The organism is Mastigocladopsis repens PCC 10914 (assembly GCF_000315565.1).
Classification (GTDB): domain Bacteria; phylum Cyanobacteriota; class Cyanobacteriia; order Cyanobacteriales; family Nostocaceae; genus Mastigocladopsis; species Mastigocladopsis repens.
In genome coordinates this window covers 56023-80722 of record NZ_JH992901.1, presented here as the reverse complement: position 1 = coordinate 80722, position 24700 = coordinate 56023, and the positions used below count along the sequence as shown (strand labels likewise).

The window sequence follows — 24700 nt, the reverse complement described above, 5'->3', positions numbered from 1 at the left end:
ATAATTCAGTACTCATAGGAAAAGATATAATGAATCCTTTATTGTCTAACAATGAAGTAGCGAGGCTTGAGGCTCTCCACCAATATCAGATTCTCGACACATCACCAGAACAAACATTTGATGATTTGGCATTCTTAGCTGCTCAGATTTGCGCTACACCCATCGCATTAATAAATTTAATAGACGCTAACCGTCAGTGGTTCAAAGCCAAAGTGGGATTAGATATAGAAGAAATGCCCGTAGATATCGGGTTGTGTCCCCTTTGTATCCAACAACGAGATGTTTTGATCATTCCTGACACTTTGGCTGATGAACGGTTTGCTACCAGCCCCGTAGTTACCTCTGCTCCGTACGTGAGATTTTACGCTGGAGTCCCTTTGATAACACCAGAGGGACACGTGATCGGGACAGTATGTGTTGTTGATCGCGTACCCCGCCTTCTGCAACCAGAACAGTTAGAGTCGCTAAAAGCAATCAGCCGCCTGGTTATGAGACAACTGGAGTTACGCCGGAATTTAACTCAGGTCGCTAGTATCAAAACAGAGTACCAGCAAGCGCAAGAAGCACTGCGACAGAGCGAATCTACGCTCCGCAGCTTTTTTGACAGTGCGCCGATGATGATGGGGATAGTCGAGCTATTAGATGATAATGATATCCTGCATATTTCTGATAATGCTGCCACAGCAAAATTTTTTGGGCTAGCCCCAGGAGCAATGGGAAATCGCCTTGCTAGTGAGCTAGGTTTGTCCCCAGATTATGTGCGCGACTGGATTGATTATTTCCGTCAAGCACAAAGCCTTCAATTACCTGTGAGCTTTGAACATCCTCACAATGTGTTAGGGGATCACAGATGGTTAAGAGCTACAGTCTCGGTCATTGGAGAGAGTTCACTGAGCCATCCGCGATTTGCTTACATAGTTGAGGACATTACTGAGCGTCAGCAAGCAGAAGAAGAATTGCGTTGGAAAGAAGCACTTTTGCGCTCCATGACTGGCGTTTCTCCACTAGCATTTTACGTTGTTGATCACCGTACAAGTGACATTTTGTATGTCAATGAACGCTTTTGTGAAATTTGGGGCATTCAATACCTGAAAGAGCAAATCGAAAGCGGCAGATTGAAACATCAGGATGTCATGAACAAATGCTGTGAATTTACAGAGGTTTCACCTTTCATCTCCTGCGAACCTATTCCAAGCCAGACCTGCATATGTGAGGACGAAATTTTATTAAATGATGGTCGCACTATCCGGCGTTTTTCCAGACGGATTCAAGATGAAAATGACCAATATTTTGCACGGTTATATATTTTTGAGGATATCACTGTACGCAAGTTAGCAGAACAGCACGTTCGCGAACAAGCGGCACTGCTTGATATTGCAACAGACGCAATTATTGTGCGGGATTTGAACAATAAAATTTTACTATGGAATAAAAGCGCCGAGAACCTTTACGGTTGGAAGGCGCAAGAAACCCTTGGTAGAAACGCAGAGGAAATTCTATATAATAATAAACTCTTGCCGCAACACAGGGAAATTTACCAAAATGTCTTTGACTCTGGCTCGTGGCAAGGTGAATTGCAGAAAATGACTAAATCTGGCAAAGAAATTATTGTTGAAAGTCGTTGGACGCTAGTGCGCGATGAACATTTTCAACCAAAATCAATCCTTGTCGTTGAGACTGATATCACAGAGAAAAAGCAACTAGAAAAGCAATTTTTACGCAATCAGCGAATGGAGAGTATAGGCACTCTTGCGAGTGGCATTGCTCACGATTTGAACAATGTGTTGTCTCCAATTTTGATGTCAGTACAAATGCTTAAAGTAAAATCCCAAGATGAGCGTAGCAGGAAAATACTGACGATTGTAGAAAATAACGCCAAACGGGGTGCAAATTTAGTCAAACAGGTGCTGTCATTTGCACGAGGAATTGAAGGCGATGGATCTGCCAATGTCTTCGGCGAGCGCACCGGAATTCAGCTGAAGAATTTGATTTCAGAAATGAAGCAAATAGTCGAACAAACTTTTCCTAAATCGATCGCAATTCAAACTGAAATCCAGCCAGATTTGTTAGCTGTGTGTGGTGATAGTACTCAACTGCATCAAGTGCTGATGAATTTGTGTCTTAATGCTCGTGACGCCATGACGAATGGCGGAAATTTGAAAATTTCTGCCCAGAATGTTTTCATTGATGAAAATTTTGCCAAGATGCATCTTGATGCTCAAGCTGGTTCTTACATTGTCCTCACGGTTGCTGATACGGGAATTGGTATTTCTAACGAACTATTAGATAGAATTTTTGAACCATTTTTTACAACTAAAGAGTTTGGTAAGGGAACCGGACTTGGACTGTCAACAGTCATGGGCATTATTAAAGGTCATGGCGGGTTCGTCACCGTATCGAGTTCCATAGGCAAGGGAACAAAATTTAAGGTCTACCTGCCAGCAGTCAAGACAGCTGCGACGCAGTTAATAGAAGACCTAGAAATGCCTACAGGATACGGAGAATGGATTTTAGTTGTAGATGACGAACCCGCTATAAGAGAAATTACCAAAGCTTCTTTGGAAAACAATAATTATAAAGTAATGACTGCTAGTGATGGCATAGAGGCAGTCGCACTGTACGCCCAGTATAAAGATAAAATTAGTGCGGCAATTGTCGATATGATGATGCCAAATATGGATGGCGTCACTACCATCAACACCTTGCACAAAATGAACCCACTGCTGCGTGTCATTGCTGTTAGTGGACTAGCGACAAGCGAACAAGTGCCATTAGATAAAGCCTCTAAGCTAACAGCATTTTTACCTAAGCCATATACCGCGCAGGAGTTACTAAAAACTTTGCATTCAGTTATCTCTGGTTATTAGTAGAAGTTAGGATTGGGAATAGGGGAATATGAGGGAGAATAACTAGTAACTAAGAACTAGTAACTAAGAACTTATAACTAATGACTAATTTGATTCTGGTTGTAGACGACGACGCTTTAACGCGGTTATATCTACGGAGTTTGCTACAACAAGAAGGGTATCAGGTAGCAGAGGCAATAAACGGCGAGCAAGCACTAAATTTGTATAGTGAAATACAACCAGATATAGTGCTGCTAGATGCCCTGATGCCGATGATGGATGGGTTTACCTGCTGCGCTCAATTGCAAACACTCCCCGGTGGCGCGGAAACGCCTGTGTTAATAATTACCGCTCTTGACGACCAGACATCCGTGGAGCGGGCTTTTGCTGCTGGTGCTACTGATTACATTACCAAGCCAATCAACTGGCAAGTCTTGCGTCAAAGAGTGCGTCGTCTATTAGAAGCGCGTCATGCCATGCAGAAATTGCGACAGCAAACTCAGCAGGCGCAGAATCGGGAGGCGCAACTGGTGATGGCGTTGGAAGCAGCCAGCATGAGTACTTGGGATTGGGACATCCAAAATAACAAGGTGAGTTGGTCGGATAACCTGACAGCACTCTTAGGCTTGGAAAGTGCTACATATGAAGCTTTTTTGCAACGTATTCATCCCGAAGACCGAGATTTTCTCAACCATTCAGTGATGCAGGCTCTTTACGAAGGGGCAGAGTACGACGTAGAATTTCGTGTTGTTTTGCATAATGGTCATATTGGTTGGTTGGCGAGTAAAGGTGTTGTCTTTCGCAACTCCTCTGACGTAGTGGTGCGGATGACTGGGGTAACTATGGACATCACTAAGCGCAAACAAGCGGAAGAGGCGTTAGAAGTTTATGCCAATCGACAAGCACTAGTAGCAGAACTCAGTCAACTGGCACTAGCAGGTATAGACGTGACCAAGCTGATGGATGAAACTGTCACCCTCGTTGCCCACAGTCTTGAGGTTGACTATTGCAAGGTTTTGGAACTCCTGAATGATGGTGACACCTTGCTGCTACGGGCAGGGGTAGGTTGGCAGCCAGGGCTTGAAGGATATGCAACTGTCAGTGCTGGAATGGATTCTCAAGCTGGCTACACCCTATATTTGCAAGAGCCAGTTATTGTGAGTGACCTCCGCACAGAAACGCGGTTCAAGGGACCTTCGCTACTGCATAACCATCAAGTGGTCAGCGGTTTGTCGGTGATCATTCATGGCAAAGAGCGTCCTTTTGGTGTTTTAGGGGTACACACCACCACACAGCGTACCTTCAGCAAAGATGATATTTACTTCCTGCAAGCTATTGCCAATGTGCTAGCTACAGCTATTGAGCGTCAGAGAGTCGAAGATGCCCTCAGAGAAAGTGAGCAACGCTGGCAGTTGGCTTTGCGGGGCAATAGTGATGGTATTTGGGACTGGAACGTTAAAACCAATGAAGTGTTCTTCTCAACTCGCTGGAAGGAAATGCTCGGTTACTCTGAGCATGAGATTGTGAATCATTTAGATGAATGGATGAGCCGCATTCACCCAGATGATATAGCCAGGGTCACACGAGTTATTCAAGACCACTTTGCCAGGAAAACCCCCTTTTATATAAGTGAATATAGAGTCCGGTGTAAGGACGGTAGCTACAAATGGGTTTTGGATCGGGGTCAAGCACTGTGGGATGATGAAGGTACAGTAGTGCGGATGGCAGGCTCCCATACAGATATTACTGAGCACAAGCTGGCAGAAGAAAAACTGCAAGAAAGCGAAAAGCGTTTTCAGATACTTGCTCGTGCCACGAATGATGCTGTCTGGGATTGGGATTTACTCACAGATAAGTTGTGGTGGAATGACAGCGTACAGACTCTGTTTGGTTACTCACCAGAGGAAGTCAAAAGCGAGGCGACTTGGTGGTATGAGCATATACACCCAAATGATAGGGAGAGAATTGTTTCTGACATTCATGCTGTGATCAACAGTAATCAACAATTCTGGTCGAATGAATACCTCTTTCGCCGTGCAGACGGTTCTTATGCCTACATCTTTGATCGCGGTTATGTCGTTCATGACAACATAGGCAAATCGGTGCGAATGATTGGGGCGATGATGGACATTTCTGAGCGCAAGCGGGTCCAAGAAGAGTTACAGCGCCAGAACTTGCGATCGCAATTATTTGCCGATATCACTTTAAAAATTCGTCAGTCCTTACAAATTGATGAAATTCTTCAAACCACCGTTACCGAGGTGCAAAAGCTGCTGCACGCTGAACGTGTATTAATTTTTCGCCTACTTTCAGATGGTTCTGGAATAGTAGTGCAAGAGGCTGTGGTCGGGGGTGTGCTTGCTGTTCTCGGGCACAACCTCCATGACCCTTGCTTTGTCGAAGATTACATCCAGAAATACCGCCATGGACGGATTAGTGCTGTTACCGATATCGAGCATGGTGGGATCGAGCCTTGCTATGTGGAATTTCTGAAGCGACTGAGTGTTAGATCTAACCTTATTGTCCCTATTCTCCTGAAAAATCAACTTTGGGGTCTGCTCATTGCCCATCAGTGTACTCAACCTCGCCAATGGACGAGCTGGGAAACAGAACTTTTGCGACATCTGGCGGATCAGATAGGCATTGCCCTTGCTCAGGCTCAACTCCTAGAACAAGAAACTCGTCAACGGCAAGAACTTCTCCGTTCCAATGACGAACTGCAACAATTTGCCTTTATCGCCTCTCACGATTTGCAAGAGCCATTGCGTAAGATTAAGACATTTGGCGAGCGATTAAAAGCCGCTTATAGCGATGCTTTAACCGACCAGGGACGTGATTACCTGGACCGGATGCAGAACGCAACCCGCAGGATGCAAGCCTTGATTGAAGATTTATTAACACTTTCGCGAGTAACCACTAGAGGGCAGCCTTTTGTACCTGTGGATTTGACACAGGTCACGCAAGAGGTGTTGTCTGATTTGGAGATACGTATCCAACAAACCGGAGCATATGTGGAGGTAGGCGAGTTACCTATCATTCACGCCGATCCGCTCCAGATGCGTCAATTGCTACAAAACCTCATCGGCAATGCTCTGAAATTCCATCGTCAAGGGGAACGACCTATTGTTAACATTTACACTCAGCAATTAAACGATCAAGATGCTGTAGAATTTTGTCAAATTATTGTAGAAGATAATGGGATTGGCTTTGACGAAAAGTATCTTGACCGCATCTTCAACGTATTTCAACGCCTGCATGGTCGTAGCGAATACGAAGGAACCGGGATAGGTTTAGCTATCTGCCGGAAAATTGTTGAGCGTCACAACGGGAGCATCTCGGCACAAAGCACACCAGGGCAAGGGTCAAGATTTATTGTCATACTTCCAATTAACTCTGTTGCATAATATGCTCTTTCTTAAAAGGATTTATCATCCGCCCAGAGGTTATTAAGATTTTACAACCTTATCCTCATTGTTTGTTGCAATTTAATAATCTATTAATCCTAAAACCAACGCAAAGGAGAAAATGCAGAGTGAAGGGTCGGCAAACAACCGTCACAATTCTGATGGCTGATGATGATGAGGATGACTGTATGCTAGCTCGTGAAGCGCTGGCAGAAAGTCGATTGGCAAACGAGCTACATATCGTTAATGATGGTGAAGAGTTAATGGATTATCTCTATCATCGTGGTCTGTATGCCAACAAAAGCAGTGCGCCACGACCAAATCTGATTTTGTTAGATTTAAATATGCCCAAAAAAGATGGTCGTGAGGCACTCAGAGAGATTAAAGCTGACCCGCGTTTAAGGAAAATTCCCGTTGTTATTCTGACGACTTCCAAGGCAGAGGAAGATGTTTATAGCAGTTATGATTTGGGTGCGAACTCATTCATCATTAAACCTGTCACCTTCGCATCCTTGGTGGAAGTCATGAGAACAATTGGAAAGTATTGGTTTGAAATTGTGGAACTGCCGCTATAAGCATAAGGAGGCAGAAATGAAAGAGAGCATATTCAAAGTTCTTCTTATTGATGATGATGAAGATGACTACATTTTAACTCGTGATTGGTTTCGTGAATTTCAGGTAGCTTACTGCGATCTGGAATGGGTCGATAGTTATCAAGCAGCAATGGAGGCGATTGTTGACAATCAATACGATATCTATCTTGTTGATTACCGTTTGGGTGCGCGTAACGGACTGGATTTGTTACGTGAAGCAATTGCCAAAGGCTGCTCTTCCCCAATCATTTTATTGACAGGTAAGGGAGACAGGGAAATAGATATTGAGGCAATGAAAGCAGGTGCAGCAGATTATTTAGAAAAAAGTCAGTTGACGGCTCCTTTGCTAGAACGTTCTATCCGCTACGCGGTTGAACGCAAGCGATCTGAACAAAAGATTCGCGAACACGCAGCACTACTTGATGTTGCTACTGATGCAATTTTTGTACGCGATTTAAAAAATCAAATTTTATTTTGGAATAAAGCTGCTGAACGATTATACGGTTGGAAAGCAACCGAGGCAATTGGCAAGAAAACATTACAACTTTGGGATGAGAAAGATATACCACTATTTAAAGAAGCTCTTAACGCTCTATTGCAAAATGGTTCTTGGGAGGGCGAACTACATCAAAGAACAAAATTTGGTAAAGAAATTATCGTCGAAAGTCGCTGGACACTGGTACGCGAGTTTGATAAAAAAGTCCAATCAATCCTCGTTGTTAATACTAATATCACACAAAAAAAAGAACTAGAAGCACAATTTTTTCGTGCCCAGCGTTTAGAAAGCATTGGAACTTTAGCAAGCGGTATTGCCCACGACCTCAACAATGTTCTTGCGCCCATTTTGATGACAGCCCAACTTTTAGAGTCACAACTGCATGATGCGCGGAGTAAGCGCCTGCTACCAATATTAATATCCAATGCCAAACGGGGAGCAAATTTGGTTAAGCAAGTGCTGTCTTTTACTCGCGGTATTGAGGGCGAGCGCACTTTGCTGCAACTAAAGCACTTAATGAGAGAAATTCAGCAAGTTGTTAAAGAAACTTTTCCCAAATCTATTGAACTTTCCACAGAGATAGCGCCAAACCTTTGGACTGTTTTAGGCGATGTGACCCAACTGCATCAAGTACTCATAAATTTGTGCGTCAATGCTCGTGATGCCATGCCTAATGGCGGTACCTTGACCATCTCGGCTGAAAATCTTCTTGTTGATGAAAATTACGCCAAGATGTATATTGATGCTCGAGTTGGTTCGTATGTTGTTATTACTGTGACTGATACTGGAGTTGGTATTTCACAGGAAATCCTAGACCGCATTTTTGAACCATTTTTTACGACTAAAGATTTAGGCAAGGGAACTGGGCTTGGTCTTTCGACAGTACTTGGCATTATCAAAAGCCACGGCGGTTTTATCAACGTGGAGAGTCAGGTAGGGAAAGGTAGCCAATTTAAGGTATATTTACCAGCACAAGAAGCAACGGAAACTCCAGAAGAGCAAGAACTGGAATTACCATCCGGTAACGGAGAATTGATTTTGGTTGTGGATGACGAAGATTCGATTCGAGATGTTACAAAAACATCTCTGGAAAGCTATAATTACAAGGCTATAACTGCTAGCGATGGCATTGAGGCGATCGCTCTTTATGCAGAACGTCAGGATGAAATAGCTCTAGTCTTGACAGATATGGTTATGCCTTCGATGGATGGGCTAACTACCATTCGCACCTTAAAAAAAATTAATCCAGCCGTCAAGATTATTGCCGTTAGTGGACTTGCTTCTAGTGAAAAGGTAAATACAGTCACTGACATGGGTGTCAAAGCCTTTTTATCCAAACCTTACACTGCAAAGCAGTTGTTGCAAACTATTAGCGCCGTCAAGAGTGGGAATTAGAATAAGGGGAGTGGGTAGTGGATAGTGGGTAGTAGTAAACAACTAACCAACAACAATCCCTATCTCCCTTATGCCTACTTTGCACTAATCCCCAATCAACTCTACACCATCACGTCCATCCCAATTATGTAAGTGAACTTTGACAATCTCTTCTTTGGCGGTGGGCAACTGCTTGCCTACAAAATCTGGATGAATTGGTAACTCACGATGACCTCTATCTACCAGCACGGCTAAACGAATGACCTCTGGTCTACCATACTCGTTCACCGCATTTAAAGCGGCACGAACTGTCCGTCCTTTATAAATAACATCATCCACGAGGACAACAATTTTCCCTGTTAGGTCAAAAGGGATATCGGTTTTTGCAGGAGTCCGCAACCCAATTTGGTCAAGATCATCACGATAGAATGTGATATCTAAGGCTCCCATTGCTATAGGTATGCCTTCAAGCGCTTCTATCTGACGCGCCAATAACTGGGCTAGTGGCACACCTCTCGTATAGATACCTATTAGTACCAGTTGAGACAAGTCACGCGTTTTTTCTACGATTTGAGAGGCAAGACGATTCACAGTACGACGGAGTTCTTCAGATGAGAGAATCTCAACCACTTTGGCTTCGACAGAGACAGTCATAGACCGATACCCCTGAACAACGACTGAAACTATAACAAATGGATAATTGTGATTGGTGACTGGTTAGTAGGTAGTAGGTAGTGGTTAGTTGAATTTTCTACTAACTACTAACAATTCCCAATTACCTATCTCCATAATGACTTGTTTAAGGCAAGTAGTAACAGAGGTATAGCAACCCCCAACCACAGCAAAAAGCAATATCGAGTGAGTTGCAAAGCTTGATTAATGCAAGTTGGGGTGATGGGTCGTATGGCGTCTCCCAACAATGGTTTCTGTTTTGCCACCCCACGATACCAATTTGTACCTCCCACCTGCACGCCCAAAATAGCAGCATAGGCACACTCACTCCAGCCAGAGTTAGGACTGGGGTCAGCAACAGCATCCCGACGGCAAATTCGCCAAACTTGCAAGGGTTTACCCGACAGGAGTGCCAAAGTGATTACCGTTAACCGACAAGGAATCCAAGTCAAACAATCTTCCAACCGCGCACTAAACCATCCTAAATATGTATAGGGGTTTTCATGGTAGCCCACCATTGAATCAAGAGTGCTGCTAGCTTTGTATGCCAAGGCTAGGGGAATAGGACCAATAACTGGGATAAACGCACCAATAATTGCATAAAAAAGAGGAGCCATCACTCCATCTGTGGCATTTTCTGTGACTGTTTCTAGAACGGCTCGTAAAATTTCTGGTTCTGTTAAATTTTCTGTATCTCGCCCAACGTAGTTTCTTAAACTAGAACGGGCATCTAAAAGCTGTCCTGCTGTTAATGGTTGTAAAACTGTTTGGGCTGCTACTCTCAAACTTCTCAGAGCAAAACAGCTAGCTAAGAGAATACTTTCCAGTGTTATTCCTAAAAGAGGGTGCAGCCACCTGGCAATTTGAATGAGTAGGTAGCCCATAAAGCCGCTACCAATTATTAGGATAATACCTAGCGCAATTCCAGCTAGGCGCTGTGTTAGGGAATTATGACAATATGTGAGAGCAAATTTGGTAAAGCGAGAAATGACCCACCCCATAACTCGTACTGGATGAGGCCAACCCCATGGATCGCCAATTAAGTAATCTAAAGTGGCAGCGATGATCAAGACAACAGCAATAGTCATTTGTCCAAAGTCCTTTGTCCTTTGTATGATTGCTAATGACTAATGACTAATGACTAAACAATAAAACTTGCTTCTTCCCCAAGAGAAGCTTGCCAACTACGAGCATCGTAATAAAGGTCTGCCAAGGTAATACTGTACAAAGCTTCTTTGAGCTTTTGGTGCAGCCTCTGCCAAAGGCTAAATGTGACCCAATCTTCTGTTTGTGTTGGGGAAGCTTGGTGACGAGCCAAGGGTTCAATAGTTTCTCCAACTGCCTCTAAAATTTCTCCTAAAGAAATTTGTGCAGGCTCTCGTGCCAGCTGATATCCGCCGATACTACCGCGAATAGATTTGACTAAACCAGCACGACGCATTTCTATGAGCAGTTTTTCTAAGTAGGGAGCGCTTATATGTTGGCGAGAGGCTATTGCCTTAGTAGATACCGGACCGTACCCAGCCTGTAAGCTCAAATCGAGCAACGCTTTCACACTGTAATGTCCTCTAGTTGTTAGTTTCATTTTGGTAAGCTTTGTCCTTTGTCCTTTGTAATGACAAATGACCAATAATTAATGACTAATGACTAAGGATCAGTTTTGCTTATCATTCTGTGTGGCAATTATTAAATTCAGCAAGTAGGCAAACTTTTTAGGTATGCTTTATGAAACTTAAACAAACATAGTGTACCAGTTAAGTTAAGGCAGAAGTATAAAGTATCGAGTAGGATAAATCAGGGGGCTTGAAATAAGGATACTGCGCTGGAATATTTTCTCCACGGTTCAATGGAGGACTTGTATCCCCCTTGTTTGCTCTTACTTTATCCTTCATCCTTTCTTTGGTCATTCACGTTCCTTACAAACTATAGTTATCATCATTGCCTATCTTCTTTAAGATATATTGTATTGGCAATCTTGTTAATAAGAGCCAAAATTCTGCTATTTGGGTGTAATATACTTGGCGATAGCACCAAATAAAAAATAAATCATGGCGCTCGCATTAGCATAACCTCAGCTAAAATAAAATCGATTCATTGTATTTGACCATTCGTTTTTGAATTAAGTTGATGGCTAAACAGAAAAAAATTGAACCCCTAGTCGGTGAAGATCTGCTCAAGAAAGTCAAAGAGCTAGAACACCTAAGCAAAGAAGAAAAAGCCAAACAGTGTGGCTACTATACCGTCACCAAAAATGGTATAGAGCGTGTCAACATGATGAAATTCTTAAATGCCCTCATTGATGCCGAAGGCATTCAATTAGATAGCGCTCCTAGTGCAAATGGGCGGGGCGGACGCAGTGCAAGCTATAGAATTAGCGTGCAGTCAAACGGTAACTTACTGATAGGTTCAGCCTATACGAAACAAATGAATCTCAAACCAGGAGATGAGTTTGTTATTACTTTAGGCAAAAAACACATTCGTCTGAGACAAGTAGACTCAGACGAGAGAGAAGATGCCGAGCTAGTAGAAGTTGCTGTGTAAATAGTCATTAGTCATTAGTCATTAGACTGCGAGGCTTTTGACTAATGACTAATGAGTGCTGGCTATTGACTCATGCTTACACCTGTTTTTAGAGCCATTGGTAAATAGTGGCGAAGTGCCCTGCGCGTCACAGCTACGTTGCAGGTTAAAGCAATTTGCTCCCTTTCTAGTAGACCCAAAATACGCTCTTGATTGTCTCGGGCTACCACTGGTAACTGATGCAAACCTCTAAGAGCCATGCGGTCTAAAGCTTCGGCTAGAGGTTCATCTTGCCATGCATAAAGAATATCAGTGGTACAGATGTCTATAAGTGTTTGATTGGCTATGTTAGCCCAGATTTCACTTGGCGAATTTGGGTATTTTTCCCAAAGAGAAAGGGTGCGGTTGACATCTTCTAAAGAAACGATTCCAACTAATTTCTCTGCTTCATTAATAACTAAAGCACTGCGACAGCGGTCCCCTGTCATTGCCAAAGCTGCTTCTATCACCTTCATGGTTGCTGGCAGCTTTTTGGGACAAGAGTACATAGCATCTTCTACCAAAATTTGCTGCAAAATTTCTGCTTGCTCGTCTTTCAACTCAGAAAGACCAATTTGCTGTAGGTTTGAATTAGAGTTAGAAGTTGGCTTGATTCGTTCCACGAGCCAAACACTTAAACCGACTGCTGTCATTAACGGTAAAACAATGCGGTAGTCCCGAGTTAATTCAAATAGTAATAAAATTGCTGTCAACGGAGCTCTGACACTTGCAGCGAGAACTGCTGCCATTCCCACCATTGCGTAAGCTGGGGGAGCTGCCATAAACTCTGCGAAAGCAGGTGCAACACTTGCCAAAATTTTGGCATAAGCAGCTCCAAAAGAAGCACCTAAGAACATGGCTGGTGCAAATACACCACCGACAAAACCACTACCCGCACTGACAGCCGTCATGAATAGCTTCACGACCAGCAGCACCAGCAACAATTGCAGAGAAAACTTCACATCCTGAAGCATTGCTTCCACAGTTCCATAACCGATGCCCAAAATTTGAGGGAATTGTAAAGCAACTATGCCAACAATGGTTCCGCCAATAATTGGATGAATTGGTTCAGGGATGCGCCCTAGCCATCGGAGATAAGAAACCTGACCGTTAAAGCAGGCTTTTGCTAAACGAATCAATTGGGTATAAGTCAGAGACACTAAACTTGCTCCCAAACCCAAGCCGACATAGAGCGGTAATTCCAGAGGACTGCGGACTTGGTAAACTGGTAAGGCAAAGGCAGGCTGTGCGCCTAAACCAATTTGAGCAATTAATGCCGCGACTACCGCTGCAAGCAGCACCACACTCACCGCAGAAGTGGCAAAGGATGTAGCCCCCAACACCACCTCTAAGGCAAAGAAAACTCCAGCGATGGGGGCATTAAATCCAGCAGCCAAACCAGCCGCAGCACCAGCACCCAAAAGCAACCGCTGTCGTTCTTGAGAGACTTGTAAAACAACAGACAGCAGCATGCCAAAATTTGCGCCAATTTCTACACTTGGTCCCTCTGGTCCCAAAGAAGCACCACTCCCCAACGAGACTGATGCTGCTAGCATCTTGGTGACTGGTCGTAATTGTCCTTTGATCTCTCCTCCTTGGGATGCGGCAATGAGAGTTGAAAGTCCAGGACCAAAATCTTGGGTACGCCAGCGCATCAACCCGACAATTAATCCACCGAGGATGGGAACACACGCTAGAGTCCAAGCGCCCCAAGCACCAATCGCACCCATGAAATTTTCCAGCATCAGGTGGTGAATCAGCTCGATTAAATAGTGAAAGGTAACGACACCCATTCCACTACCACCGCCTATAAGGACGGCTAAAAGCAGCACAAGGGTTTCTGGGGATGGTTGAAAACGGTTAAGCAGATCGGTGGCAGAAGGAGTGGAAAAAACAGGTTGTTCCACCACCTTCCTTAGTTCAGTAGAAGGCAGAAGAGTCATTGAGTGCAGCAGTAAATTTAATAAAAAATTTAAATTTTTATGTCTTACATTTCATTGTGAGTGATCATTTAGCAACCAGACAAGTGCTTTGCATATGTTAGTTTTACAAAGCTTTGATAAAAAGATTCCCGTTGTTAGCAATTTTTGCAGGGACAATGCTTAAATGGGAAAGAATTGATGGTTAATGGTCATTAGCAGCAGCCACAAGAAGGTTAAAATATGTAGACACTACGGACGCTTGCACCAACTTGGGGGGTTTTGGGGTTCCCACGGAGGAGCCAGGGCTGCGGGAGGGAAACCCTCCGGCACTTCGTGCCACGCACTCGCGTTCACGAACGCGAGTGCGTCCCCTTACAGCACTGGACTCACCGCAAAGCAGTGTCCTCCACAGGGCGGCCTAGCGGAGGTTAGGATGAAGGATGAAATAAAGGCAAAGGTAAGAAGTCTGAAGTATGAAATAAAGTATAGAGTGTTTCAGTCTTCATCCTTGACCCTTTCTTGGTCATTCTCCCCAAAATCTAGCTATACTCGTGGTGCAACCATTGATCTATGCTTGTAGCACAGGCTTTTGCCTGTTTTAACTTTCAACATAAACTAAACATTGTATGCGTGATTCATGGCTGATGTCAGACCAGACTGGGTAATCTACACGCGTGTTGAGCGGAAATTCTCTATAGCTATTGAAATAGAGCAAGTAAGTGGACTAGGCGGATGAGGTAGATGAATACACACACCTTTGATAATCATTATTTGACTTGCCCAATTTGCCAAAAAAATACTACGCCAAAGCCTGTAAAGACGTGCATGGGGTTGTTTACCTGTCCGTATTGTCAGGAAAGGCTAGTAGTTTGTCACAGCGGTCATTACGTCCGCGATCCTTTCACCTACAAACAGATAACAATATCTTCGTCTCTCCGTCGTCAAAGCCGACCTTTAGCTAGGATTCTACGGGATTTCGTCATCCTTAAGCGTCCTGTAGTAGCTCTGGTTGTAGGAGGTGCTATTCTTTTAACTGCGATTGGTATGACTCAGCAAGCTTCAGACCATGATTCTCCAAGCCTTCCAAAAACAGAGAAACAGAAGTAGAGATTGGGAATGGTGAGTGGTTAGTTGTTGTTCATCACTAACCACTCACTAGTACAGCGCGGCGGAAATAAACAACCCATTCCAAATCAACGAAACAGTTACGCTGCATTCATTTTGACTTTTGACTTTTGACTTCCGCCTTGCGGTACTAGTCCCTTCTTCTTTCTACAATCACTTAGTATCTTTTGTGATAAGTGACCAATCCAAGGCATGGTCAATTAACTTTAGTGACTCCAGTTTGAGGTTTTTGAGTGCAGGTTCATTAAGCAGAAAGTAAGGTTGTCCCTCAGATTGCCAATAAGATTGCAGTTGAGTAAAAGAAGCGGGAACAATGGTGCGATCGCTATAAAAATCCAACGACGGACGGTGGTAGGAAAAAGATGTGTAAATCTTCGTTACGGTTGGGTTTACCCGCTGGATCATCTGTGCAACTGGTTTCACTGGATAAGCTTCCCCTAGTTCCCAAACCCAGTAATGAGATTTCATCAATAGCAGCAGAGAAACATAAGTGCCCCAAAATAGAACCTTGAGGAATTGCCCGTCACCTCGCTCTGCCAAAACAGCGGCTAAAGCCATTGTCATGGCTACTGCTGCAAAAATCAGTTGTAAGTCTGATTTTGGTGTACTCCCCAAACTAAAGTAAACGCTGCCAGCAGTTGCCACTACAGACAGGAATGCCAAAGAGACTACCAAAGAGCGTGGGTAAGATGACACTAAAGGCATCTTTTCGATTTCTGCAAGCTTGGCACCACAAGCTAAGGCTATGCCTGGGTAGATGGGAAATACGTACCAAGGAAGTTTAGTTCCCATTAGGGAAATACTGATGAGATAAACACCACACCACACCAACACCAGTTTTGCCCAGCTCAGATTACGATTTTCCCAAGTGAAGCGCAAACTAGACGGTAAAAAAATGAGCCAGGGCCATGTGTACTTGAGAATTTCCAGTAGATAATACCACACGGGTCCAGAATTGCTCTCAACAGAATTCCAAACACGGCTGAGGGATTGATCCATCATACCGATTTTGGTAAATATGTAGCCATAATGTACCCACTGGGCACCGTACCAAAAAGCAACAGGCACAATGCCGATGAGGATTCCTGTCCACATATACCAACTCATGAATAGTCGTGGTGTGTCCCAAAAGAGAAAAACAAGCGCGATCGCACCTAATAATAAGCCCAATATGCCTTTGGTTAGGCAAATCAACCCAAAACAGATTCCTACACCCAGGCAATAGCGTAAATTGCGGCGCGATCGCAGCAAACATAGTATCATAACCATGAAAAAACTGACCGCTGCTCCATCCAACATTGCTAACCGCCCATGACGCACCACTGGCAGCATTGTCAGGTAAACTAAGGCGCTATAAATAGCTGCCCAACGTTGGTGAAATATTTCTCGTCCAATGTAATACAGTAAAGGTACTGAAATAGCTGTGAGCATTGCTCCAGGTAAGCGTGTTGTCCACTCATGCACTCCCCAAAAGGAGTAAGCCCAAGCAATTAGCAAGTGTATCAGTGGTGGCTTATTATAATATGGTTCACCCCCAAGCGTTGGGTAAAGCCAACGCATTGAACCAGCTGGGGCACGCCATATTTCACGTGCAACCTGTGCCACAGTACCTTCATCCCAATCTCGCAGCGGCAATTCCCCAAGATTAATGGTAAAAAGTAAAACCGCTGCCAAAAGCAGCACTATCACCCATACCCTATCAATCCATTTCTCAACCGTGCGATACTGCTTTTCCAGACGACCCCAAATAAAGCTTCCTTCTTGCATATTCCAAGATATTTTATTGTGCTTGCTGGTTCGATTAAATAGAGACGCTCTGGAGTCTCGAATGTTGCCAATCGTTATTACAAGTGTTTTTAAACAGCCCCCTAATTTTAAATTAACTTACATTTCCTTAGAAAGGAATAATATTTTTTTTATAGACTTTTTCGATTTTTTTCATTTTATTTAACAATCTTTATTTTTATATAAATGCTAAAACTATTACTAATCAAAATATTCCATTAAGTTACTCCTGGAGAATATATCGATGAATTTACCTGTCGTTTTAGATGTTGCTCTTGGCTTAGTCTTTATTTACTTGACTTTGAGCTTGCTAGCTTCTGAAATTCAGGAGTTGATTACCACATTGTTACAATGGAGAGCTAAACATTTAAAAAAATCAATTCAATTGCTCATAGCAGGTGGTAGCGAAACTCAACAATCAGATATTGACGATGCCACAATTTTAGTACATAAACTTTATCAAGACCCCTTAATTAATACACTAAATCAACAAGCCCAAGAGATAGTAGAAAAGAAATTGCAGGATCTGAATCAAGCTAGAGTTGACCCAAGAACATTAAAAGGAAAACAAAGTGCTCCTTCCTACATTCCTTCAGAAACATTTGCAATTACCTTATTGGAAGCATTAAAAATTCCAGAGTTAATTAATTATGTGCAAAAACCGGAAACGAAAACAAACTTGCACATGATATTAGCCTCTTACAAAGAACTTAAAACAGGTATTAACGACTCAAGTAGTGAAAGCTACAAAAAAATTCAACAAATTTACGGAAATGTTGACAACGAGCAATTTAAAAATCTTGTTAAGAGTTTACCTGACTACGTGCCTGACAATTTAATCACGAGTCTTGGTGTTCTTGCTCAACGGAGTAGGATAAAAATTGACGACCTCAGAGAGGAAATGAACCAGTTTAAAAAAGAGGTGGAAACGTGGTTTGATCGCTCTATGGATCGGGCAAGTGGTGTTTACAGGCGCAATGCCAAAGGAGTTGCTATTTTAATTGGTCTATCAGTTGCTATATTAACCAATACTGATTCATTTCACCTCCTTAAAAGATTATCGCAGGATTCAGCTATCCGCTCTGCCATTACTCAAAGTGCAAGTCAGTACGATGTTATTAAGAACCCAAATGATAGAAGGCAAATTGAGGAACTTTTAGGAAATGCTTCTATACCCATTGGATGGCAAAACATAAGTCAACAATTTGAGCCATTAAGTACTAGTCGAGGGAATAGTGCTAACAGTTTGTTACTCGGAATTTGGCTGGGTTTCAAACTCATTTGCGGTTGGCTTGTGAGTGGTTTAGCTATTGCTATGGGTGCGCCTTTTTGGTTTGATATCCTCAATAAAGTGATCAATGTGCGTAATGCAGGTCCCAGACCTGTTGCATATACTAAGGATCAGCCACCTTCAAAATAGCATTTCCATTCAACTAAAAAATAAAAATAACTTGCAATTCCCACTCTTTATCTTGACGAATAATCTCAATTTGCCGAATAAATTCTCGGAAGTAAAACCGTCGCTCTGCTTCAGACAAATCTAACCAAAATTGTGGAATTGAAACAGCTTGAGCAACAGAACCCAAATTCACTGGTGGTAAAGTTGCTAGTTTTGCTTGGAGTGCAGATATTTCTGTGCGGATTTTGTATGCTCTTAACTTTGCTGTTTCTGCATCCAACACTCCAGTTTCTAACAAAGAAGGTAACTGATTGAGTATTTCTTGCTGGCGGGAAATCGCTTCACTTAAACTATTTTTCACTGCGTCCAACTGAGGAAAATTCATCCCCGCCACTGCAAGGGGTAAGTCACGGCAAACCGCTTGAATTGTATATTCTAAAACTTCTTGATAGGCAATCGTACGACATTTGGGGTGTTTGGGGCAGCTAATAGGACGTAAATAAAGATACTCTTTCTCTTGGTTCCGCATAGTGACACGAGTGACTGTCATGTGTGACTGACACTCGCCACAGACAACCAAACCAGCCAGAGAACGCGGTGCGCTAGCAGTCCGAGGTGGTAAACGACTATTGCGCCGCAAAAGTCTATCCACCTGTGCTGCTTCTTCCTTAGTAATAATAGGAACATGAGTATTGGAGATGATTTCTCCGTTCTGATAAGCTGTATCACCCCGATAAACTGGATTTGTCAACCAACGACGTCCAGTGGTAACAGAGATTTTCTTGCCGTATTTTTTCGCTAGATAACGAACTGCTCCTCGTAGAGAACTATAGAGTAAGAAGTGTTCAAAGAAATCTTTGACGACGGGGGAAGTGGTGCGGTCAATGATATATTTTCCTTTGCCTCGGCGGTAGCCGTAAGGTACTCTACCAGGTGGTGGTGTAGCATCCAGACGGTTGCGGGCATGTCCTTGACGGATACGGCGGCTCCGTTGCTGATACTGAATTTCGTGTAGCAATTTCAGCAATTGAGCGCGGAGATTGGAATTTTGTTCGGAGGTATTGTAGTCTTGCTCAACAGCAATGAGCGTTATTCCCATTGCTTCAAGTTCCGCAAGGCACGAACTCACTTCTTCTACAGTATCCCCTAATTCTTCTAAACGACGAATAAGCAGACAATCAGGTGGTTCGGTTTTACAGTCGTTAAAGAGTTGTTGTAGTTGAGAGCGTTTGCCTAAGTCTTGATAAATGCAATCTACCTCCCATCCCCAAGTTGTGGGGTCAGGAGTAGGTTCTAGTAAGGGGTCAGTGTAGATGTAGGCGAAGATTTTCATTAATCTTATAGTTGTAAAGACGTGCCATGGCACGTCTCTAGATTCGTCTCACTGCTGACTCAGTTCTACAACATTACCATCAGGGTCTTTGGTGAAGAGGGCTGGGCGTCCGGAGGCGCTGGGTTGAATTGGGCAGTTATGATTTAGTAGCTGCTGTTTTGCAGCGTCTAAGTCAGTAACTAAGAAGGCTACGTGGGGGTTGCGGCCCCATTTTTCGTTTTGGGTTTCGGTGGGAACAGATGAGGCTACTATCAAGTGAATTTGATATTCACCGACTTGATACCACGCGCCGGGGTATTTCAGAGAGCGTTCCACTTTGGGCAATCCTAGCACCTTTCCATAAAAATGTTCGGAGTGTTCAAGGTTACTAACGAGAATGGCTGTATGGAGAGACTGGGTAATCTGCATTGGTGATGAGATGCGACTCGGTTTATTTTGATTTTGACGTAGTTTGAATGCCTAACTGGAGAGAAGAAAACATGAACAGCACTAAATTTGAAAATCAGTGGAATGCAGAACTCTACGATAGTAAACATTCTTACATTTCTGAACTAGCTACTGATTTAGTTGAATTACTATCCCCAAAGCCTGGGGAATACATTCTCGATTTAGGTTGTGGTACGGGTCATTTAACTCATAAAATTGCTAGCAAGGGAGCGGCAGTTATTGGCATCGATAGTGCTCCAACCATGATTGAACAGGCTTGTCAAAATTATCGTCAGCTAGATTTTACTGTGGTAGATGCCAGAAATTTGCCATTTACAGAAAAATTTGATGCTGTCTTTTCTAATGCTGTACTTCATTGGATTCAAGAAGCTGAAGAAGTTGTCGTTGGTATAAATAGAGCACTGAAACCTGGTGGGCGTTTTGTGGCTGAATTTGGTGGCAAAGGCAATGTAAAAGCCATTGTTAGCGCTATTTATAACGCGGTGCAAACTGCTGGTTATCCTGCTGATGCAGCATTAAACCCTTGGTACTTCCCTAGTATTGCTGAATATGGAAGCTTACTAGAAAAACATGGCTTGCAGTTAACCTTTGCAACCCTTTTTGAACGCCCAACACTTTTGGAGGATGGAGAACAGGGGATGCAAAACTGGCTCAAAATGTTTGCGAACAGCTTCTTTAGCGAATTATCCCTTGAAAACCAGATGAGTATCTTAGCTGATATCGAAAATCAGTTGCGTCCAGCTTTATATAAAGATGGTAATTGGTTTGCAGATTATAGACGTATTCGAGTCATTGCCATGAAAGTATGATGTTGTTTTAAATACAAGTCTTGTTAAAGACCAAAGTATAAATATGTAGCTCATTGCCTTTCTTGTTTTATCAGAATTAAAGAGAATTTTCTGATAATTCAATTGAGGGAAAACCTGTATATTAAGATTTATAACTGAAGGTAGAGGTAGGTTCCATTATCTGTGAATAAGCTCTTAGTTAAGAACCTAAATTATATCTATTCTTCAATTAATATCAGATTGCTGAATTACTATGTCTATTAATCTTATTCAAGATAACGATAACAAAACAAAGAAGAGCCATCCTTCTATAGAAGTAGATGTCGCTTTCTTTATATTAAGGCTTAAAAATGGTATTTGGCTGTTTGGGATACCATCCTTTCTCTTTGGAATCACCGATAGAAGTCTTGTTGCCTTTGCTGATGGATATGTATCTCCTATAGAAGTCATACAAATCTTTACAGCCTCATTCTTTTTCTTGACTTGGCTGTATTTAAAACCAGAGCAGAGCTTTGATATTAATGATGTAGATAGTATTCAAAATTATTTACATCAATCCTATCTATGTCCAACTCAAGTCAACCAGTTTGAGTTAAAAAAGCGACATATGATTAGCCAGGAGTATATTTTACCTTTTCCTTATCTCTGCCAAATTTATCATCTATTGAATTTAAAACATTTAGAAAGTATTCACAAGTTCAGCCTTAATAACCTGAGAGTTATTAAAGTCAGCAATGTCCAATCCACATCTATTGGTGGAATGATCACATTTCAAACAATCTTAGATTCTCCATTTAATATTTTGAGAATTTGGAGACAACCAATCGTTGAGGTAGATTTAATATTACATAATCCTTACACTGTAGAACTGAGTATTCCAGTCTACAAAGACAAAAGAATAACTGTTATGTTTAATACCCATCCCTTAACAGAAAATGAGCATTATTTCTTTATTGACATCTACAGTGACCTAGAGTGGCCAAAACCCATATTGCAGCTTCTGTTGCACATTGCCTCTTGTTTGACCTTGATTGAAGATTTGCCTTATTTACGTAAACTGGCTGAGAGAAATATAGGTCATCTAGTCAACCAAAACAGGATGTCAAATCATGAAACAATGTGGCTTTTTAACAGATTTGTTGAGCTACATAATTCGAGTGTAGAAATGCCCAAATTAATTGAAGCAAGCAAATAAGAGAGTCCTGAGTCATACAGCATAATTCAGGAGTCAGGAGTCAGCAGTAAAATTTACTCTATATTTAGAACCACAGATGCACACAGATTAACACAGATAAATCATCTGTGTGCATCTGTGTTAATCTGTGGTTTTATTTTCATTCTTCATGACTTTTGCAACAGAATCTAATATCCAATAAGCCCTGTTTACTGGTTGTAAATTATTGAACACTGAGTTTATGCTCGCGCCAACAGGGGAGCTGCTGCAAGTAGGGTTTTCGTATAAAGATGTTGCGGATTGGTAAAAATCTGTTTCGTGAGACCAATTTCTACAATCTTACCACTATTCATGACAGCAATTCTATCGCACAAAAACCGCGCTAACCACAAGTCATGAGTGATAAACAAATACGTTAACTCAAATTCCTTTTTCAACTCCAACATCAAATCCAAAACTTGCGACTGTACGCTAGCATCTAACATACTCACTGGTTCATCACAGATAAGTAGTTTAGGACGAGTAATCAAAGCACGGGCAATTGCAACTCTTTGCTGCTGTCCACCAGACAAATCCGACGGATAACGCTGATAATAAACTTCTGGTGGTTTTAACCCTACTTTCTCCAACATCCACAGCACCTCTTGTTTTGCCTTTGCTGGATTTGCTAAATTGTGGATCAGCAAAGGGTCAGCTATGCTCTGTCCTACGGTCATCGCTGGATTTAAGCAAGCATGGGGGTCTTGAAACACCATTTGCATTTGCCGCCTAGAAGCACGCATTTGCTGGCGCGATTGATGAGTTAAATCCTGTCCCAAAAACTCGACTTTCCCTGCTGTAGGACGAATAAGTTGCAATATTGTTCGCGACAGCGTACTCTTACCGCAACCTGACTCCCCAACTAATCCCAGAATTTCTCCTGGATACAGTTCTAGGTTGATTCCATCTACTGCTTTAATCGTCTGGCTTTGCTGTCTTAACAGTCGCTCTATAAAATTGGGTTCTAAGGTGTAATGTTGTTTTAGTTCTAGGACACGGAGTATGGGCGTTGACTGAACTCCCCCTTGCTCCCTCTGTGCTATCACAGAGGGAGAGTAAGAGGGTGAAGTATCATCCACCGTTTGAATGTGCAAAGCTGCTTGTAGCAGAGACTGTGTATATTCGTGCTGGGGTTGTTGGAACACAGCTTTTGAAGAACCCATTTCGACCATTTTGCCGTTGTACATGACGCCAATGCGATCGCAATACTCGGCAACAAGCGCTAAATCATGGGAAATTAACAGCAGTGCCATGTTTTCTTCACCGCACAGCCGTGTGAGTTCTTGCAAAATTTGGGCGGAGACGGTGACATCTAAACTCGTGGTGGGTTCATCGGCAACAATTAACTTAGGTTTGAGGAGCAAGGCTAGGGCGATCGCTACCCTTTGCCGCATTCCTCCGCTAAACTCATGAGGATACTGATTCCAACGACTAGCTGGAATCTTGACCTTTTCCAAAGTGGCGATCGCTCTTTCCTTGGCTTCTTTACTCGATAATTGAGGTGAGTGAGCCTTCAAAGTTTCCAGACAGTGGTTACCAATACTCATCAACGGGTCGAGGCGCGTCATCGGGTCTTGAAACACAAGCGCTACTGCTTCTCCCCGGAATTTTCGCAACTGTTCAGGCGTCATCTCAAACACTGAACGCCCTTGAAACATGACCCGTCCCTCAATCTGGCTAGATAGCGGTAGCAACCGCATTGCAGCCCGTCCTAAAGTTGACTTACCACAGCCTGACTCTCCCACCAATCCCATTCTTTCACCTGGTTGCAGGGTGAAAGATACTTCATCTACCGCCCAGCGAGTTTCTTCATCGCTACGATGAGGATAGGCTACTCGTAAATTTTCAATACAAAATAAGGCTTCACTCATAATTTAGCTATCAGCTACCAGCGACGAGCTACCAGCTTCTAAGTTTTAAAATTAGGATAGTGTATCACATGGCATCCGTCAGGGTTGTTGCCCAAGTCTTTTTTTGAGAAGAACACATAACCTGAGAATAACCCTACAGATCCCGCGCTTATTCAAGCTTAGAAGAGTTTCTATTTCTCCACGGATCAATCTGCTTGCTGTATGACCTTACTCTTCACCCAGTCGTAAAGAATTCATACTGATTTCTGATTTTTGAGTTTTAAGTTTTTTATTGGTCAAAAGTTCAAATCTTAACCATCCTTGACTTTTGACTGCATTAGTCACAAATTGTGCCAATTAAATATGTAAAAATGACTACAAAAACTGGAGAAATCTCAATCAAAAATGCAAAAATAATAATTTTTTATTTTTTATTTTTAATTTGTCTTTTTTTCATGTGCTACCGCTTGCCCTGTTGGTACTTTTTATTGCAATATGGCATTACAGTATTCAATAAGAGTTGTCAGGCGATCGCCTATGGCGTCAAGTCTAGTTTTGGCAGTGGAAGCTTGCCGCGCTCCTTGGAAAAACATCACATCTATTTCCAACAGTCGCAGCTGCTTACTCATCTCCGTCTGATTAGACTGTAACCAACCCTGATTGTTGCTGTCTGTGTCTTGATTCATCAAAGGCACAATCTGTTGCTGAAAAAATTGCTGCAAGGATGTGACATGTTGCCGCAGTTTGGGTGTATCTACTTCTGTGGTAGTAACATCCGAATGCAATTGCTTCAGTGATATCATCAATGCGTGGTATTTCTCGCGAATTAAAGACATTAAAGTGTTTCTTGAGATACTATTAAAGTCAAGGTAATGTCAAGAAAATTTTCCGATA

At 42.6% G+C, this 24700-nt stretch carries 18 protein-coding genes; 9 read left to right on the top strand and 9 right to left on the bottom strand.

Annotated features, from left to right (window positions below):
* Positions 1–29: 29 nt before the first annotated feature.
* From MAS10914_RS0102370 to MAS10914_RS0102355, 4 genes are all read left to right on the top strand, one after another.
* A complete protein-coding gene (locus tag MAS10914_RS0102370; protein ID WP_017314295.1) occupies positions 30–2867 on the top strand; it encodes a hybrid sensor histidine kinase/response regulator in 2838 nt (945 codons plus the stop codon).
* Between the two features lie 80 nt (positions 2868–2947).
* Positions 2948–6250 carry a PAS domain-containing protein gene (locus MAS10914_RS0102365; RefSeq protein ID WP_017314294.1) on the top strand — a complete coding sequence of 1101 codons (3303 nt, stop codon included), beginning with the start codon at positions 2948–2950 and terminating at the stop codon, positions 6248–6250.
* 128 nt (positions 6251–6378) lie between these two features.
* A complete protein-coding gene (locus MAS10914_RS0102360) occupies positions 6379–6825 on the top strand; it encodes a response regulator (protein ID WP_017314293.1) in 447 nt (148 codons plus the stop codon).
* Positions 6826–6841: 16 nt separating this feature from the next.
* Positions 6842–8734, top strand: coding sequence for a hybrid sensor histidine kinase/response regulator (locus MAS10914_RS0102355; protein ID WP_017314292.1), 1893 nt, complete (start codon positions 6842–6844; stop codon positions 8732–8734).
* Between the two features lie 84 nt (positions 8735–8818).
* On the opposite strand, the gene pyrR is transcribed toward MAS10914_RS0102355, so the two are convergent.
* The 3 genes from pyrR to MAS10914_RS0102340 all read right to left on the bottom strand — a co-directional run bounded on the left by pyrR (position 8819) and on the right by MAS10914_RS0102340 (position 10970).
* Complete coding sequence (gene pyrR, locus MAS10914_RS0102350; protein ID WP_017314291.1) at positions 8819–9367, bottom strand: bifunctional pyr operon transcriptional regulator/uracil phosphoribosyltransferase PyrR; 549 nt, start codon at positions 9365–9367, stop codon at positions 8819–8821.
* 125 nt (positions 9368–9492) lie between these two features.
* The gene (cbiB, locus tag MAS10914_RS0102345; RefSeq protein WP_017314290.1) at positions 9493–10473 is read right to left on the bottom strand and encodes an adenosylcobinamide-phosphate synthase CbiB; all 981 of its coding nucleotides are present in this window, start codon (positions 10471–10473) and stop codon (positions 9493–9495) included.
* A gap of 53 nt (positions 10474–10526) precedes the next feature.
* Positions 10527–10970: an Rrf2 family transcriptional regulator gene (locus tag MAS10914_RS0102340; RefSeq protein ID WP_017314289.1), complete on the bottom strand. Its 444-nt coding sequence runs from the start codon at positions 10968–10970 to the stop codon at positions 10527–10529.
* A 542-nt stretch (positions 10971–11512) separates the two neighbouring features.
* Between MAS10914_RS0102340 and MAS10914_RS0102335 the strand changes: the two genes are divergently transcribed.
* On the top strand, positions 11513–11926 hold the full coding sequence (locus MAS10914_RS0102335; RefSeq protein ID WP_017314288.1) for an AbrB family transcriptional regulator: 414 nt from the start codon (positions 11513–11515) through the stop codon (positions 11924–11926).
* Between the two features lie 62 nt (positions 11927–11988).
* Here the strand turns inward: MAS10914_RS0102335 and MAS10914_RS0102330 are convergent, their stop codons facing one another.
* The gene (locus tag MAS10914_RS0102330; RefSeq protein WP_017314287.1) at positions 11989–13887 is read right to left on the bottom strand and encodes a chloride channel protein; all 1899 of its coding nucleotides are present in this window, start codon (positions 13885–13887) and stop codon (positions 11989–11991) included.
* 720 nt (positions 13888–14607) lie between these two features.
* On the opposite strand from MAS10914_RS0102330, the gene MAS10914_RS32490 reads away from it, so the two are divergent.
* Positions 14608–14973 carry a hypothetical protein gene (locus tag MAS10914_RS32490; protein WP_071599787.1) on the top strand — a complete coding sequence of 122 codons (366 nt, stop codon included), beginning with the start codon at positions 14608–14610 and terminating at the stop codon, positions 14971–14973.
* A 171-nt stretch (positions 14974–15144) separates the two neighbouring features.
* On the opposite strand, the gene MAS10914_RS0102320 is transcribed toward MAS10914_RS32490, so the two are convergent.
* Entirely contained in the window at positions 15145–16758 is a 1614-nt protein-coding gene (locus tag MAS10914_RS0102320; RefSeq protein WP_017314285.1) for an ArnT family glycosyltransferase, read from the bottom strand.
* Between the two features lie 325 nt (positions 16759–17083).
* Between MAS10914_RS0102320 and MAS10914_RS0102315 the strand changes: the two genes are divergently transcribed.
* Positions 17084–18196: a hypothetical protein gene (locus MAS10914_RS0102315; RefSeq protein WP_198014952.1), complete on the top strand. Its 1113-nt coding sequence runs from the start codon at positions 17084–17086 to the stop codon at positions 18194–18196.
* 13 nt (positions 18197–18209) lie between these two features.
* On the opposite strand, the gene MAS10914_RS0102310 is transcribed toward MAS10914_RS0102315, so the two are convergent.
* Together MAS10914_RS0102310 and MAS10914_RS0102305 are read right to left on the bottom strand one after the other, a co-directional pair.
* On the bottom strand, positions 18210–19508 hold the full coding sequence (locus MAS10914_RS0102310; protein ID WP_017314283.1) for a recombinase family protein: 1299 nt from the start codon (positions 19506–19508) through the stop codon (positions 18210–18212).
* 48 nt (positions 19509–19556) lie between these two features.
* Positions 19557–19916, bottom strand: coding sequence for a VOC family protein (locus MAS10914_RS0102305; protein ID WP_017314282.1), 360 nt, complete (start codon positions 19914–19916; stop codon positions 19557–19559).
* A gap of 71 nt (positions 19917–19987) precedes the next feature.
* Between MAS10914_RS0102305 and MAS10914_RS0102300 the strand changes: the two genes are divergently transcribed.
* Both MAS10914_RS0102300 and MAS10914_RS0102295 read left to right on the top strand, forming a co-directional pair.
* Positions 19988–20764 (top strand): class I SAM-dependent methyltransferase, encoded by a 777-nt coding sequence (locus MAS10914_RS0102300; protein WP_017314281.1) that lies wholly within the window; start codon positions 19988–19990, stop codon positions 20762–20764.
* A gap of 232 nt (positions 20765–20996) precedes the next feature.
* Positions 20997–21938: a hypothetical protein gene (locus MAS10914_RS0102295; RefSeq protein ID WP_017314280.1), complete on the top strand. Its 942-nt coding sequence runs from the start codon at positions 20997–20999 to the stop codon at positions 21936–21938.
* 218 nt (positions 21939–22156) lie between these two features.
* Here the strand turns inward: MAS10914_RS0102295 and MAS10914_RS0102290 are convergent, their stop codons facing one another.
* Positions 22157–23827 carry an ABC transporter ATP-binding protein gene (locus MAS10914_RS0102290; RefSeq protein ID WP_017314279.1) on the bottom strand — a complete coding sequence of 557 codons (1671 nt, stop codon included), beginning with the start codon at positions 23825–23827 and terminating at the stop codon, positions 22157–22159.
* Positions 23828–24291: 464 nt separating this feature from the next.
* Positions 24292–24642, bottom strand: coding sequence for a heterocyst frequency control protein PatD (gene patD, locus MAS10914_RS0102285; protein WP_017314278.1), 351 nt, complete (start codon positions 24640–24642; stop codon positions 24292–24294).
* Positions 24643–24700 lie beyond the last annotated feature (58 nt).

Excerpts from the sequence above, each read along its gene's own strand:
- MAS10914_RS0102370 (WP_017314295.1), top strand. The coding sequence starts at position 30 with ATGAATCCTTTATTGTCTAACAATGAAGTAGCGAGGCTTGAGGCTCTC.
- MAS10914_RS0102305 (WP_017314282.1), bottom strand. The coding sequence starts at position 19,916 with ATGCAGATTACCCAGTCTCTCCATACAGCCATTCTCGTTAGTAACCTT.
- MAS10914_RS0102335 (WP_017314288.1), top strand. The coding sequence starts at position 11,513 with ATGGCTAAACAGAAAAAAATTGAACCCCTAGTCGGTGAAGATCTGCTC.
- MAS10914_RS0102355 (WP_017314292.1), top strand. The coding sequence starts at position 6,842 with ATGAAAGAGAGCATATTCAAAGTTCTTCTTATTGATGATGATGAAGAT.
- MAS10914_RS0102320 (WP_017314285.1), bottom strand. The coding sequence starts at position 16,758 with ATGCAAGAAGGAAGCTTTATTTGGGGTCGTCTGGAAAAGCAGTATCGC.
- patD (WP_017314278.1), bottom strand. The coding sequence starts at position 24,642 with ATGTCTTTAATTCGCGAGAAATACCACGCATTGATGATATCACTGAAG.
- cbiB (WP_017314290.1), bottom strand. The coding sequence starts at position 10,473 with ATGACTATTGCTGTTGTCTTGATCATCGCTGCCACTTTAGATTACTTA.
- MAS10914_RS0102295 (WP_017314280.1), top strand. The coding sequence starts at position 20,997 with ATGTCTATTAATCTTATTCAAGATAACGATAACAAAACAAAGAAGAGC.
- pyrR (WP_017314291.1), bottom strand. The coding sequence starts at position 9,367 with ATGACTGTCTCTGTCGAAGCCAAAGTGGTTGAGATTCTCTCATCTGAA.
- MAS10914_RS0102365 (WP_017314294.1), top strand. The coding sequence starts at position 2,948 with ATGACTAATTTGATTCTGGTTGTAGACGACGACGCTTTAACGCGGTTA.
- MAS10914_RS0102330 (WP_017314287.1), bottom strand. The coding sequence starts at position 13,887 with ATGACTCTTCTGCCTTCTACTGAACTAAGGAAGGTGGTGGAACAACCT.
- MAS10914_RS0102300 (WP_017314281.1), top strand. The coding sequence starts at position 19,988 with ATGAACAGCACTAAATTTGAAAATCAGTGGAATGCAGAACTCTACGAT.
- MAS10914_RS0102340 (WP_017314289.1), bottom strand. The coding sequence starts at position 10,970 with ATGAAACTAACAACTAGAGGACATTACAGTGTGAAAGCGTTGCTCGAT.
- MAS10914_RS0102290 (WP_017314279.1), bottom strand. The coding sequence starts at position 23,827 with ATGAGTGAAGCCTTATTTTGTATTGAAAATTTACGAGTAGCCTATCCT.
- MAS10914_RS32490 (WP_071599787.1), top strand. The coding sequence starts at position 14,608 with ATGAATACACACACCTTTGATAATCATTATTTGACTTGCCCAATTTGC.
- MAS10914_RS0102310 (WP_017314283.1), bottom strand. The coding sequence starts at position 19,508 with ATGAAAATCTTCGCCTACATCTACACTGACCCCTTACTAGAACCTACT.